Here is a 15,094-nt window from a genome sequence, read left to right as displayed (position 1 = left end):
GATCCCAAGCATATTTGATATATTTATATATTGAATTCAGAAAAAATACCGATAGATTTATGGTATTTACAGTACACCGTCTTGTTCTTCAATTACGCAGCGTTAATGATTTGTGTTTTTAGAATCAATAGGTATCGACGTGTGTTTGGGAATCTCGAAACCTAAAAAAGAGTTTACTAATTTTTTCATTATCCTTGATTTTGTGTTTACCATATAAAACATGTTTACTGTTTTATAAATATTTAAAGCGAATCTTAATATCTATTCGTTTCTTGTTTGCAAATTTATTCTCAAAATCAAAAGCATCAGATAATTTAACCCTTAATAACTATTAGCAGCCGTCAGTATTTTCAAAAAAAAATCATTAGTAACAGAAAATATAAAAAATTAAAAATCAGTAAGTTTACAAAAAAACAGCTATTAGAATTTCACAACTTTTCTGTTAGACTAAATTTGCATATTATATCTAAAAACTTACAAAAAAAGAAACCAATTTTCTGTTATTAGAATTAGTATTTATCCCAAAATATTCTATTTTTTTTAATTTTTCTCTCTATATAAAATTCTCAACATTCATTATTTATTGTTTTTTTAATCCTATTCTAAGAACCTGTTTAAAATTTTCTTACAAAGAAGTTTTGGCATTAAGAAGTTGAAAAAAGGTCAGAAAGCTGAAGCAAGTTTAGGAATTAAGAATAGCAAGTATCTATCTAATAATTTAAATATAGATTTCTTCCGGTTTATTTAAATATAAATCGATAAATTCTGTAAAACTATCGGCAATGATTTTAAAATCTTCACCACACAAAATAAAAATCCTATTGTTTAAAGACAGATCGGGATGTAATTCAATTCCAAAGACATATAAATTGAACTGATATTCTCCAAAAACGAAAACATTTTCGATTCCTTCGAAATTAAGTTTACTGTAATCCGGAATTCCCTTCCAATTTATTAATTCTTCAGAAATTTTCTTTGTACGGTTAATGCTGTAAAATTCATATAGATTATTCAAGGCAGCGTTTCCACTTCCATTCAATTCCAAATAATAGTTTTGTAAATCGAGAGGAATTTCAATGTTATATTTATTTTGAAAAGCTTTAATTTCACCAAAATCAGCAGGAAAAACCTTCACTTCATTTTCTTCGAAATTCTTTTGTAATAATTTTAAATCATAAAGCTCTCCTTTTGTCATTGCATAAAAATTAAAAACCACCGTAAATATACAGTGGTTTTCATATTTATATTAAAAATTCTCTATTTCAATTTATAAGAATTTCCGTTCCAAAGATAGGTTTTAGAAGCTTTTTTCTTCTTTTCCCGATCTTTCTCATCCTTTTCCATTTCTTCCATTTTAAAGATAAAAGCGCTAGGAATTCCGCCTTTATCATTCGGGAAAATAAATTCTTCGGTATGATAATAAACATCAGCATCGCCTACATTCATTAATTGAGGAAGAGCGATCAATTTCCTGTCTTTAAACAAAATATATTGGTCATACCCCGCAATTCCACAAGCCTCACCGGAAACTGTTGCTTTTAAAGTAAATTCAACATCTTTAAGCTTATGATTGCTTTCAATATTGAAACTTCTGAAATTTAAACTTTCACCGGAAACCCGTCTCAAAAGAAACCTCATCGATCAAAAGATTTCCTTCAACCATTTTTATACCTGCGATGTTCTGCTTATAGTTTTGATTGAATTGTTTGTCCTTTTTATCAACTGTTTTTGTTAATCCGAAAAGAAAATCAAATCCGTTTTTATTTCTATAACCAACAGCCAGATTTCCGCCCCAAACATAACCTTCGGAGGTTTTATCGCCTTTTTGATAAGAGATTTGATACCAGTTTGCACTTCTTTCACCTAACTGCAAGACAGTTTTCTCTTTTTTAAGAATTAAAATCTGCTGATTCGTTGGCAATGAATCTACAACTTGAGAACTCACATTTGGTGATTGTCGGATTCTTGCCCAGTCTGTGAAAATTTTCTGCGTTTTATTTTCCTCAAAATCGAAAATTCCGTTGGCGTAAGCTTCTTCCTGAGCAGAAAAAATCTGTACAACGAATAAAAATAAAACTGTTAATAAAGATTTCATGATACTATTTTTGAATTCAGTTTTTTAACGCAAAGCTCGCAAGGTTTTTCTTTAAAATAATTGGGAATATTTTTCGTTCGCAAAGGCGTTACACTCAGCAAAGTTTACAAAAAGACTCCTGATTAAATCACTCTATTTTTCAAGCAATAAACTTACCCATTCTTCGCGTTGAAGTTTCTTTTTTAATTCTAATCCGTTTTCTTTGCAAATTTCTAAAATATCATCAACATCAAAGAAACATAAGCCCGAAAGCAATAATTTTCCGCCGTCATTCAACACAGAAACATACGTTGGAATGTCTGAAATCAAAATATTTCTATTGATATTCGCTAAAATAATATCGTAATTTTCTTTTCCTAAATTTTCGGCAGTTCCCAGTTCAATATCCAGTTCAACATTGTTTCTTGCAGCGTTTTCTTTTGAATTTTCTACCGACCATTCATCAATATCGATCGCTTTTGTTTCTCCGGCTCCAATTTGTTTTGCATAAATCGCCAACACCGAAGTTCCGCAACCCATATCCAATACTTTTTTGCCATTGAAATCGATATCCATCATCTGTTGGATCATCAAGTGCGTTGTCGGATGATGTCCCGTTCCGAAAGACATTTTCGGCTGAATGATAATCTCGTGCATTCCCGGAACAGATTCATGGAATTCTGCTCTGATCAAAACTTTATCATCAATATTAATAGGTTCAAAATTCTTTTCCCATTCTTCATTCCAGTTGATATTCGGCATTTCGGTGAAAGAATATTCTATTTTCACTTCTTCGTTCTGGAAAAGCGGAAGCGTTTTCAACTCTTCTTCCTTAAAAAGATCTGCCTGAATATATCCTAAAATACCTTCGTGTTCTTCCGTAAAACTGTCGAAACCTATCTCAATAAGCTCCGCCATCAATATATCACTCCAAGGCTGAAGCGGAGAAATCTTGAAATCGAATTCTAAATAATTTTGCATGTGAATAATTTGTTGCAAAAATAGCGAATTAATAGGATAGTTTGACAAACAGTTAGTAGTAGAAATGTCACACTAGGCGAAGTCGAAGTGTTTTTTTAAACGCAAAGAGCGCAAAATTTTTATTAAAATCATCCTGCATATTTTCGTTCACAAAGGCGTTTCACTCAGCGAAGAACACGAATCTTTTAACAACCTTTGTCATTCTGACGAAGGAAGAATTTATGCAACATTAAAGTTACCACAAAGTTTGTCATCTCGTAGAGATCTAGGCTACGTTTCTTAAATTATTGTTGAATCGATTCCTACAGATGAAAACCTGAATATTGAAGTGACAGACTTTGTATAAAGAAAGCGGACTAAAGTCCGCTCCTATTGATGTTTGAAAATTCTGATTTTAATCAATCTCTCATTATGGATTTGTAGAGAAAATAGAACCGTTGGCAATCAAAGCTCTTCTGTTCATTTTCAGAATATCTCTTACCCATTCTGCGAAATCTTCCGGCTGAAGAACTGTTTCCGGGTTTCCATCTGTTAAACCACCTTGAATAGACATGTCGGAAGCAATTGTACTTGGTGTCAAAGTGATGACACGGATGTTTTGCTTTCTCCATTCCGCCATCATCGATTGAGATAAAGAAACTACCGCTGCTTTTGATGCTGCATACGCCGACATATTTGGTCCGCCCTTCAAACCTGCTGTTGATGCGACGTTAACGATATCTCCTTCCCCTTTTGCTTTCATAAAAGGATGAACCGCTTTTGCAGCATAATAAACTCCGAAAAGATTGGTTTTAATCACCTGTTCCCAAGTTTCGGAAGGCATTTCTTCGATCGAACCAAAATCTCCGATTCCTGCATTATTGATTAAAATATCAACTCCGCCTAATTGTTCTGCCAAAGATTCGATTCCCGATTTTACTTCTGCTTCAACATCTACCGAGAAAACGGCATACGCAGAATTTACTCCAAGATTTTTGATTTCTTCAACGGTATTTTTAAGATTTTCTTCGTTTCTTCCTGTGATCGCCACGTTTACCCCTTCATTCGCCAAAGCCAAAGCAACGGCTTTACCAAGACCTCTTCCTCCACCTGTAACGATGGCGTTTTTTCCGTTTATGTTCATATGTAAATAGTATTTATTCGTTTAAGCAAATTTACGAAAGTGATTTTTGATTGAAACACAAATGCCGCAAATGTTTTTCACAAATGACACGAATTTTTAAGCATACAATTTTAATTATTTTTTTAAGTTTTGGCTAAAGCCAATCTCATTGTGTTAAATGAAAAACGGGCTTCCTTCGACAAGCTCAGGATAACATGCCCGTTCCTATTGATAATAGCATACTTTTTATTTACAGCATAATTTATTTGTGTTTACTCGTGAAAAACATTTGTGATTATTAGTGTTTACAGACAGATTTAAATAAAAACGAAACCGACTCCACATGAAGTCGGTTTCTTTGAAAGTATAGTAAAAATGAAAATTAAGGAATGAGAACAGGAGTTTGCACCTCAAATTCTTCTGATGTTGAGAACTGATTTCCATACATATCCACTGTTCTTACCTCAACCTTATGTTTTCCTAGAGAAAGTTTTTTCGGGAAAGCACCTGTCCAGATGTGTTTTGACATTTCCGGGTTTGAAGGTCTTCTTCCTGGTAAAAGATTCGGAGTAACGTCCCATTTGAAAACCGACATTACAAAGCTTGGATCCAACGTTTCGTCGTACTCCATTGCTTCCCACTGATCGCCGTCGATTCTATATTCTACCTTGTCTTTTTTGCTTCCCATGAAGAAATTCGCCAAGATTTTTGCAGAAGTTCTTCCGGGAATTGCTTTCGGAACATATAAACCGATCTGATAATCTTCCGGTTTTCCGGCAGTTTTGTACTTAACTTTATATTGATTATCATTAAAACTGATAAAAGAATATCCTTTTGCCGTACCGTCTCTCATCGTAGAAGTCGGTAATCCTGCACCATCTGCAGTTCCAGACCACCAATCGCCGCAAGTAGTTCCTGCGTTGTATTCATGAAGATCTTTTGAACCGTTCCAACCTGCTTGTTTTCCGTAGAAAATCTGTTGTTGAATGTGTGTATGAGCTGATAAAATCAAAGCATTTTGGAAAGGCGTTAAGTAATCAAATAATTTTTGACGGTCTGCATTTCTGAAGTTGTCTTCGTTTTTATGCTCCAACGGAATGTGGAAAGAAACGACAACCAATTTGCTTTTATCAACCAATTTCAAATCATTTTCAACGAATTTTAATTGATCTTCACGGAAACCGCCCCAATATCCTTTTCCATCTCTCGGATCCGGATATAAGATGTCATCCAAAATAATGAAGTGAACATTTCCATAATTGAAAGAATAATTGGCAGGTCCGAAGTTGGATTCAAATGTTTCATCTGAAAGCATATCTTCTTTCGCCTCGTAATTCATATCGTGATTACCCATGACGTTGTACCAAGGTAAACCAACTTCTTTCATCACGTCTGCATAAGGTTTTTGTAAACTTAAATTATCTCCAACCAAGTCACCCAAACTGATTCCCAACACCGCATTTTTCTTGGTATTTTTAACCTCGTTTACAATAGATCTTTTGAAATAATCCAACTCCTTTTCTGTGTAAGGTTGCGGATCTCCGAACACTAAAATGTCGAAATTTTTGCTTTCGTTTTGTTTATTTAATGCAAAATTTAATTCTTTCGGAAGCTCTCCAGTCGGTGCAGATCCTTTGTATTTGAAATCTGTAGGAGAACCTTTTGGCTTATATTGATAGTAATATTGAGGAAGATTATTCCCGTTTACAGGCGTCATATATCCTGAAGGTTTGATCACAAAAACTGTCTGACCTTCCTGAATTGGCAAGCTGTATCTTCCGCTTTTGTCCGTTAAAACAACCTGATTTCCGTTTGAAACAGAAACTCCTTCGATTCCTTTTTCTTTATTTTCTTTTTTAAGATTTTTGTTGCTGTCTTCAAACACATATCCTGAGACAGAGGTTTGAGAGAATGCCATTGCTGAAATTAGCAGACACGGCATTAAGAATTTTATATTCATTTTACTTTATTAAATTGTTTTGTTGCTGAGTGTTTTTTTTCATTCGCAAGGGCGTTAACACTCAGCAATCTTTATGATTAATTGTGATTTGGTGATTTTTAATTATGGCTTATTCCACCAAACTTTTACATTGATATTATCACCGCCCATTTGCTGAACTGCAGCCTGATAATTTGTTGTATTCAACACTCTCGGGTTCGGAGGATACATTAATCTTGAAGGCATATTTCCGTTGTTTAAAAGTCCTCCGTTATTTGGAAGTACTGGGAAACCGGTTCTTCTTTTTTCAAACCACTGTTGCTGATCTACGAAGAATAAAGCCACATATTTCTGAAGCATAATTCTCTCTAAACTTCCGTTATAAGCCACGTTTGGATTTGTTAAATACGTTGCTGGCATCGTAGAACCCCATTGCTCAATCGTTGCTTTTACTCCGTTTTCGTAGAAGGTTTGTGCGCTTCCCGGGATAATTCCTTTGTAAGCTAATTCTGAAAGGATAAACTGTAATTCAGCGTAAGGAAAAACAAGAATATTTAAAGGAGCTTTGGCAAGGTTCTGATTCATATTGGAAGGTTGGTAAGTGAAAACCGTTCCATATGCATATCCTGTCGGAACACCTTTGTAGCCGATATTTGGTTGAGGTGGCGCAATATCTTTCGCCTGACTAAAAAACAATGCCATACGAGGATCATTATTTGCCTTTAAAGTTTCCACAAAAAATGCTGAAGCCGCTCTGCTTGTTGTAAAATCCTGTGGTCTTGCAATTGGAGGCAGAAGTGGTGAAACTCCTGTTACATTCACTTTTGCTGTTTCTGCATTGCTCTGGAAAATCGGATATTTTACAGGATCACTGATGATCTCTACAATTCTTTGATTCACATTAACGTCGCCGTTTTTGGCTAAAATTCTTGTTAACAACCTTAATGAAAGAGAATTACAGAATTTTTTCCAGTTAACAATTCCGTTTACATCGCTTTCTGCTTTATAAAAAAGATCAGTTCCCGTTAACGGTTTTGTCGTGATGAAAAGTGAGTTTGCAGCCTTTAAATCATCCAATAATTGAACATAAATATCTTTCTGCTTATCAAACTTAGGCTTAGAAACAGCTTCATCCAATTTTGATGCTTCACTGAACGGTACATCGCCATACGTATCGGTAAGATTTGAATAAACCCAAGCATTAAGAACCATTGCGATCGCCTGATAATTAATATCATTATCTCTTATTGCCGCTTTTTTCATATCGTTGATCTGCATCAGCCATTTGTAGCTGTTGTTCCAGAAACCGGCACCTGTATTTTCAGTAATATAATAACGGCTCAAAGAGTTTCCTTCATTAGGAAAGTCAAGAGAAACCTGCATGATATCGAACGTGAAATCGTTTGCACGCATGTAGTTGATAGAAGACATATTGTACTGAATCGGCACCAATAATTTTGAAGCTACAGGCTCGCTGATTCTACTTTCGTCGACGTTTACCTCATCCAGATTTCTGTCACAAGAGACTGAAACCAATCCAATTCCTGCGATTAACAATGTATTTAAAAGTAATTTTTTCATGATTTTAAATTTTAAAATTTAACATTAAGCTGAATACCTACCGTTCTTGCTGTCGGCAACTGTCCCATTTCCACACCCGGAGTGATCTGGTTGTCGTTCAACGTTGCTGCTTCCGGATCGAATAATGGATATTTCGTCCACATCCAAAGATTTCTTCCGAATAATGCGATCGTTAAATCTGTAATTTTAAGCTGCTCAGTAAAAGTTTTCGGGAAAGTATAGGCAATTCTCGCATCTCTTAATTTGATGAAAGACGTATCGAACGTATTCGTTTCTACGTTGGCTCTTCTGTAGTAATCTGCGTAATAAGCCGACACCAACACTCCTTTTGTATTCGGAGAGAATGAACCGTCAGGATTTTGCACCACTCCTTCTCCTACGATTAAACCTCCAGGATTATCTCTTCCGATTAACGTATGCTCAAGCTTTCCTTGTTCCGTCATTTTGTGGTGAGATTGTGAATACGCTATCCCTTTGTACTGTCCGTCAAATGAGAAGCTTACTGTAAATCCTTTATATCTGAATTCGTTTTGAAGACCTGCTCTCCATGACGGATATGCATTTCCTATTTTCTTCATCTGAGTAGGTTTTCCCGTCAAACCATCGCTTCCGTAAATCACCTGTCCGTCTGGAGAATACATCAATCCGTAACCGTACATATCTCCCAATGAACCGCCTACAACTGCATTAAAGTAAACAACACCTCCTACACTTCCCATTGTGTAAGGCTCTCCCTGAAATTCTGCAGGAATAGAAAGGATCTTGTTTCTGTTCAACGACCAGTTTGCGTTTACGCTCCATGAGAAATTTTTATTTTTTATAGGATACGTATTTAAAGTCATTTCAAGACCTCTGTTTCTTACTTCTCCTGCGTTGATTACTCTTCCGCTATACCCTGTTTCCCATAATGCAGGAATTGTAACAATCTGATCTTTAGAATTATTCTGATAAGCTGTTACCGTATAAGTAATTCTGTTTTTAAGAATCGTGAAATCCATCCCTGCTTCTATATTGGTAATCATGTTGGGTCTCAGATTCGGATTCGGAAAGGTTGCCGGAGATTCTACAGAACCCGCAAAATCACTGTTGTTATAATATTTAATTAACTGATAAGGATTTGTATCATTCCCTACTTTAGACCAAGAAGCTCTTAATTTCCAGTAATTAAATTTATCCGATGTTAAATTGAAAATATCTGAAAGAACGAAAGACGAAGAAACCGACGGATAGAAATATGAACGGTTTTCTTTAGGAAGCGTACTGCTCCAGTCGTTTCTTGCCGTAAAATCTAAGAAAATTTTATTTTGGTAACTTACATTTGCTAAACCATATGCACTGTTCACCTGCTTATCATTTGGTCTTGCAAATTTTATAATATTTGAAATACCATTTGGCATCGTATAAATACCCGGTTTTAGAAGTCCGTCTGCCAAATAATCATTCATTGTGTATTCTGTGTAACGGATATTTCCTCCGGCAGATGCACTGAAATCAAAATCGTTGATCTTATTTTTATACGTAAATAAAATGTCATTATTTAAATCCATCAGCTTCACGTGCTGTTCTCTGTACATCCCCTGAAGGTAATTTGCTGTATTCCAAGGTCTTTTTTGGGTACGTTCTTCATTCGTTAATTCCATTCCAGACCTCAACATTACGTCGAAGTTCTTGGTAATTTTATAATTAAGGTTAACGTTTCCTGTGATGAAGTTTTTATCAACGCCATTCAGCATTTCGTAAGCGATCATATAAGGATTATCGATGAACGAACTGAACGGGTGAATCTGCTCGATCTGATCTTTCCCTGCTTTCCAAATTGGCTTATACCATGACAAATCTACATTCGGATTCTGGAAGATCATGAAATAAGAGATCGACTGGTTGCTGTATCCTGTTGCAGGTAAATTGTCACTCTTTGTTTTGTTGTAATTTAATTTAATACCGATTTTCAGTTTCTCATTTAATTTATGATCGACTGAGAAAGCTGCATTCAATCTGTCGAAACCTGTATTAGGCATCATCCATTCATTCTTTAAATACGTTAAAGATGATCTGAAAGATGTATTTTCGTTAGAAGCTTCTAGTGCAATATTGTTTGAGAAAGTAGTTCCTGTCTGCCAAAAATCTTTGATATTATTTTTATAAGGCTGCCACAATTGTCTTGTTTTGCTCTGCCCTTCAACTGTAGGATCGTATTGGTAGTAATACTGACCTTCGAATTTCGGTCCGAAAGCACTACTCGTTCCTCCTGTACTTATCCCGTCTGCAGAAGCTCCGTAAGAATAAAAGTAATTTCCATTGGTGTCTTTCTGCATTGTTCCCTGTCCGTATTCGTACTGATAATCGGGCCATTTTAATACCGTATCGTAGCTAGAATAAGAGTTTAAGCTAACCTGTACTTTCCCTTTCTTGCCTTTTCCGGATTTTGTGGTGATCATTACCGCTCCACCTGCACCTCTAGAACCATACAAAGCCGATGCTGTAGAACCTTTCAGGATAGTAACAGACTCGATATCGTCAGGATTGATGGTATTGATCCCGTTTCCGTAATCGATCGGTAAATCTGCCTTAGAACCCGCACCATAAGCTGAGAATCCTGTTCCTGTCGTACTATTATTCATCGGAACACCATCTACAACGATAAGGGCATTATTCTGATCGGGATTCATAGAAATATCACCACGTAATTTGATGATTGAGCTTCCCAAAGGTCCCGCTCCTGCTGTCTGAATTTTCAGACCTGCAACTTTCCCTTCCAACGCCTGCGACCAGTTGTTGTTCTGGGTTTTTAATAATTCTTCTGACTTAATAGTTTCCGCAACGTACCCCAAAGATCTGTCTTGCCTTTTGATCCCCAGAGCAGTTACCACTACTTCGTCAATGTTTTTAATGGTGTCTCTTTTTGCCTTTTGTTGAGCCACCACATTGACACTGACCAGTCCCAATAGTGATAAAATAAATAACTTTTGTGTCTCTTTACGCATATCCTTTTTTGTTTGCGCAAAATTAGAAAGACATTATGGCTATGGTTTTAACATGGTTTTAACATTTATTAAATAATTATTAAACGCTATATGAACTTATGATTAACAAAAATAGACACTCAACTGGTTAATAACAGGTTAAAACCATTAAGGATTATTAATATTAAAGGTTAAATTTATTTACATAACTTTATTGTCTTTTCATGATAAAATAAAATTTTTCCTTTATTAGTAAGAGTTTAGAACAGATTAAGTTTTAAGCAATAGCTTAATCATCAATCATAAAAAAAGCCTATCTCAATGAAGAGACAGGCTTTATAATAAGTTGAAATTTTCTTGAAAATTATTTATTCTTCAACTGATCCGGAATATTGGTCGTGATAAACCCGATTCCCTGAGCTTTTAATTCGTCTGAAACTGCAACATCATTTACCGTCCAAGCATTTGTGATTAATCCCAACGCTTTTGCATCAGCAATCCAAGTTGGATTTTTCTGGAAAATACTGTAGTGATAATCGATCCCGTCTAAGCCTTCGTCTTTGATTTGTTGCGGAGATAATTCGCCTTTCAAATACTGAACTTTAAAAGTCGGTGCAAGTCTTTTAATTTCCTTACAGATATTTAAGCTGAAAGAAATAAAATCACATTGAGATTCAAGTTTCATGTCTTTAATCATTTTGATTGTTTTTGCCGTCAATTCATCTTCTTTTTCCTTCGTTTTATCAGGCTTTATTTCAACAACCAGCTTTAATGATTTATCTTTTTTTCCTTGCTTTAAATAATCTTTCAATGTAGGAAAATCTTCACCGTTTGATAATTTCTCTTTCTTTAAATCTTTAAAATCGGTTTCAGAAATTTCCATTTTCGCGTGATGTTCGTCATGGTTGATCACCAAAACGCCATCTTTCGTCATTCTCACATCAAATTCGGATCCGTAGATCTTCAAATTCTGTGCATTCTCCAAAGATTTCAAGGAGTTTTCTGTTGTTGGTGGCTGCGTCTGCCAATAACCTCTGTGCGCGACAATCTGGGTTTGTGCCTTCATTACTACTGTGCTTAAAACTGCTAACCCTAAGATAAAGTTTTTCATAATATAAATTAGATATTTAAATCAAAAGCCTTTCGACTTTTAGATAAAGGTAATATTTTATTGTTAAAAAGAATATTTTGCTCCGATCTGAATCTGATAAGGATTCCCTGTTAATGGCTCTAAACCGCTTGTATTTAAGCTATATTTAAGCTGTTTTGTAACCTGATCGAATCCTGTAATTCTATAAAGCGACATATTGCTGTACGATTTATTCACGCCCCATTCTTTGTTAAGCAAATTCGCCACGTTGAAAATATCAACAGAAAGCTCGAACGCTCCGATTTTTTCAAACTTGATTTTTTTCGCCACACGAACGTCCCAAACTCCGTAGAATCCATTCTTTCCGCCGTTTCTTTCTGCAATTTTGTTGTTGTAATCGGTGATGTAGTTTTTCAACGCCTGTCCAACTTCCGGATTGTCAATTAAAGTCTGTGTAAGATTCGGGAAAATGTAAGCTAAATCATTAGAATCAACGAAATCTCCGTTTACGTTTCCACCTGCAGTCACAGAGAAACGCGTTCCTCCCATTCCCGCATATCTGATTCCCAACGTAAATCCTGCAATCGTAGGTGAGTTACCATAAATTACCACTTTATTTCTGAACTGATTATCAGAATATGACATTCTTAAATTTCTCGGATCACCTGAAACCAATGTAGACAATGTCGCAGAATTTGCTACGTTTCCGTTGTAAGAAGTGTTATCTTTAATATCTGCCCAAGTATAACTTGCTGTAATTTCCCCATCTTTCCAATAACGGTAACTTGTATCGGCTACGAATGAGAAACTGATTTACTTTTCCGTCACTTACCAATTCAAGAACTCTTCCGAAATTTTTATTGATTCTTCCGTTTTTCCAATCCATTGTTCCGTTTGCCGCAATTGTCGCTGCAGAAACGTAAACTCCTCTTCCTCCTTCATTATCCAACGTGAAATAAGGATTTGAAACCATATTTCTGTCATAATAGAAGTAGTTGTTTCTGCCTAAAGCCATATATCCTGCAAGTCCCGCTCTGAATCTCTCGTTGAAGAAGTGGGTATAAGATACATTTGCTTTATAAACGACAGGAATTTTCGCATCTTTTCCTGTGTAATTAATGGTTGGAAGCTGATATTGAGACAATGTAGGAACTGTTCCGTAATCGTTTCTATAGCTGTTAAAATCTGGAGTAAGACCAATCTGTGAAGGATTAACGTCAACTGTTGCCAAATGTCTTCCATCAAACACCAAATTGTTGATAATCATATAATTGTTGATATCTGAAGAGAAAATACCTGCTCCGAATTTCAAGAAATCTTTGTTTCCTTCATTAATATTCCAGTCAAACTGGAATCTTGGCTGAATGATGAATGATTTGATCTGATTATCGGTTCTGATTCCCATCTCATCATACAATTTCTGATTAAATCCTGCTTTCGGGTATCCTCCGTAATCCAATCTTAAACCAGCCATTAAATCCAGACCTTTTGCAATTTTAGTCTGAATCTGCCCGTAAACTCCTAGATTATAAATATTAGATTTCACTGAAGGATCTTCCATCAAAGGAACTTCTCTGTAAAATCTGTAAGCGATAAGATTATTAAAATTAAATAGATTATCACCACCATTCGCCGTAGGATTCTCTCTGAAATGGAATCTTCCGTTCACCTCACTTCCGTAGATAGATTTTGCCATCGTGTACATTAAATCTGCTCCGAAAGTATATTTAATTTTATCGGTGTTGTAATATAAGTTATCAACAATCTGGAAAACATTATTTCTAAAACTTTCCTGCCCGAAACGGTGACCCCCGATTTGGATATTCGTTGCTTTATCTTTTCCGTCTATGCTGGAAACAATATTCTCAACAATCGCTCTCGGAATAGCGTGTCCCAACTCGTCATTCTGATAACTGTCTTGTGCGGTGTAAAGATATTGAGCTTTCAATTCATTGGTCATGTTCGGCTTTAAGTTCGATCTTAAAGTCAATAATAAACTGTTATCTAAGTTTTTATCATTCCCATAAGACTCAAATGCATTAATTGCCGTATTGTCTCCTAATCCGTTTTTATTTAAATCGTAAGTAAAGTTGTTTCTTAATGTCAATAAGTTTTTATCATTAATCTGCCAGTCTAAACGTAAAAATGCAGCATCAGAATTTCTTACTTTATCGAAGCTTCCAAACTGAGGCGTATTTCCAACTCCATATTTTGCTCTTGCGATGTCTAAGAATTTATTTAAAGTAGCATTTGTTGTATTCAATCTCAATTCGTCATCATGAGATTTGATGTCTGCAATTTGCAATGGCCTAGAATCTAACTGATGATCCCATGCCATGAAGAAATGCAGTTTATTTTTAATGATCGGTCCACCCAAAGAGAAACCAAATTGAGAAGTAGAGAAATCATTATTGATTTTATTTCCTCTGATGTCATATTTGCTAGAAAGCCAATTTGTTCTCAAATATTCCCAAGCGCTCCCTGAAAATTTGTTGGTTCCGGATTTTGTAACGGCACTTATCGTTCCACCACCACTTCTTCCCAATGTCACATCATATTGGTTGGTCGTCACTTTAAATTCACGAACCGCTTCGATGGAAATAGAGAACGGAGCACCACTTCGGCTTGTTGTAGCTCCCGCAGAAGTCGGGTTTTTCGCCGTCATCCCGTCGATCGTAAAATTGGTAGAAGAACCTAACTGTCCGGAAATACTTCCGTTTTTACCGCTTAAAGGAGACAATTCTGCAAGATTGGCAAAATTTCTTCCGTTTACAGGCAATATCCCAATGTTTTTTGTTGTAATGGCTGTTGCAGCACCAAGGTTTCCGATTTTATTTTTAAGATTTCCTACGACTACAACTTCTTCGATCGTTTTTTCGCTTCCCAAATCCATGTTCACCGTTACCTGATCTCCGAAATTCACCGTGTAGCCTTCTCTTTTTTCATCGTTTATGATTACCGTATAAGGTCCGCCAAGAGGAATTTCTTTGAAAATATATTCGCCTCTTGAGTTCGTTTCAGTCTCAGTTTTAAAACCTGTCGATTCGTTTACAATCGTTACTTTCACTTTTTCCTGAGCTGTTTTCCCAACGCCGGTTACCTTTCCCGTAATCGATGCCTGTGTTGTCTGTGCATACGCCAGTGTTCCAAAACTCAAGAACAATAATCCCAATACAATCTTTACTTTTCTCATTTTATCAAATTAGCTGTGCAAAGGTATCTCGACTTTGAGGACCGTGTGTTTACGGGAATTTTAACATTTTTTTAATTATCTTGGAACATTATGTTAAATAAACCTTAACAACACATTTATCCCATACAGAACCAGTTTGTTGGAATATGTTACGCGATTTTAATTTTCCCA

At 35.7% G+C, this 15,094-nt stretch carries 9 protein-coding genes and 1 pseudogene; all 10 read right to left on the bottom strand.

Annotated features, from left to right (window positions below; genetic code table 11):
* Positions 1–718 precede the first annotated feature (718 nt).
* Positions 719–1,195, bottom strand: a complete 477-nt coding sequence (locus J3D55_RS07550; protein ID WP_259130018.1) for an SMI1/KNR4 family protein — start codon at positions 1,193–1,195, stop codon at positions 719–721.
* A 62-nt stretch (positions 1,196–1,257) separates the two neighbouring features.
* Complete coding sequence (locus J3D55_RS07545; protein WP_259130015.1) at positions 1,258–1,638, bottom strand: hypothetical protein; 381 nt, start codon at positions 1,636–1,638, stop codon at positions 1,258–1,260.
* A complete protein-coding gene (locus J3D55_RS07540) occupies positions 1,607–2,095 on the bottom strand; it encodes an SH3 domain-containing protein (RefSeq protein WP_259130001.1) in 489 nt (162 codons plus the stop codon). Before J3D55_RS07540 ends, J3D55_RS07545 begins: the two co-directional genes overlap by 32 nt.
* A 132-nt stretch (positions 2,096–2,227) precedes the next feature.
* On the bottom strand, positions 2,228–3,055 hold the full coding sequence (gene prmA, locus J3D55_RS07535) for a 50S ribosomal protein L11 methyltransferase (RefSeq protein WP_259129999.1): 828 nt from the start codon (positions 3,053–3,055) through the stop codon (positions 2,228–2,230).
* A gap of 409 nt (positions 3,056–3,464) precedes the next feature.
* Positions 3,465–4,178: a 3-ketoacyl-ACP reductase gene (locus J3D55_RS07530; protein WP_259129996.1), complete on the bottom strand. Its 714-nt coding sequence runs from the start codon at positions 4,176–4,178 to the stop codon at positions 3,465–3,467.
* 361 nt (positions 4,179–4,539) lie between these two features.
* Entirely contained in the window at positions 4,540–6,117 is a 1,578-nt protein-coding gene (locus tag J3D55_RS07525) for a calcineurin-like phosphoesterase C-terminal domain-containing protein (protein ID WP_259129994.1), read from the bottom strand.
* A gap of 102 nt (positions 6,118–6,219) precedes the next feature.
* The gene (locus J3D55_RS07520) at positions 6,220–7,677 is read right to left on the bottom strand and encodes a SusD/RagB family nutrient-binding outer membrane lipoprotein (RefSeq protein WP_259129992.1); all 1,458 of its coding nucleotides are present in this window, start codon (positions 7,675–7,677) and stop codon (positions 6,220–6,222) included.
* Between the two features lie 11 nt (positions 7,678–7,688).
* Entirely contained in the window at positions 7,689–10,661 is a 2,973-nt protein-coding gene (locus J3D55_RS07515) for a SusC/RagA family TonB-linked outer membrane protein (protein ID WP_259129989.1), read from the bottom strand.
* A gap of 343 nt (positions 10,662–11,004) precedes the next feature.
* Positions 11,005–11,751 carry a glycerophosphodiester phosphodiesterase family protein gene (locus tag J3D55_RS07510; RefSeq protein WP_259129986.1) on the bottom strand — a complete coding sequence of 249 codons (747 nt, stop codon included), beginning with the start codon at positions 11,749–11,751 and terminating at the stop codon, positions 11,005–11,007.
* Between the two features lie 63 nt (positions 11,752–11,814).
* Positions 11,815–14,923: pseudogene (locus tag J3D55_RS07505) on the bottom strand (TonB-dependent receptor).
* Positions 14,924–15,094 lie beyond the last annotated feature (171 nt).

Origin of the sequence: Chryseobacterium ginsenosidimutans (genome assembly GCF_024807225.1) — a bacterium.
Classification (GTDB): Bacteria; Bacteroidota; Bacteroidia; order Flavobacteriales; family Weeksellaceae; genus Chryseobacterium; species Chryseobacterium ginsenosidimutans.
Note: the sequence above shows the minus strand (reverse complement) of the source record. Positions and strands in the feature narration are given on the sequence as shown.

Coding starts and splice junctions, on each gene's coding strand:
- J3D55_RS07550 (WP_259130018.1), bottom strand. CDS start 1,195: ATGACAAAAGGAGAGCTTTATGATTTAAAATTATTACAAAAGAATTTC.
- J3D55_RS07545 (WP_259130015.1), bottom strand. CDS start 1,638: ATGAGGTTTCTTTTGAGACGGGTTTCCGGTGAAAGTTTAAATTTCAGA.
- J3D55_RS07540 (WP_259130001.1), bottom strand. CDS start 2,095: ATGAAATCTTTATTAACAGTTTTATTTTTATTCGTTGTACAGATTTTT.
- prmA (WP_259129999.1), bottom strand. CDS start 3,055: ATGCAAAATTATTTAGAATTCGATTTCAAGATTTCTCCGCTTCAGCCT.
- J3D55_RS07530 (WP_259129996.1), bottom strand. CDS start 4,178: ATGAACATAAACGGAAAAAACGCCATCGTTACAGGTGGAGGAAGAGGT.
- J3D55_RS07525 (WP_259129994.1), bottom strand. CDS start 6,117: ATGAATATAAAATTCTTAATGCCGTGTCTGCTAATTTCAGCAATGGCA.
- J3D55_RS07520 (WP_259129992.1), bottom strand. CDS start 7,677: ATGAAAAAATTACTTTTAAATACATTGTTAATCGCAGGAATTGGATTG.
- J3D55_RS07515 (WP_259129989.1), bottom strand. CDS start 10,661: ATGCGTAAAGAGACACAAAAGTTATTTATTTTATCACTATTGGGACTG.
- J3D55_RS07510 (WP_259129986.1), bottom strand. CDS start 11,751: ATGAAAAACTTTATCTTAGGGTTAGCAGTTTTAAGCACAGTAGTAATG.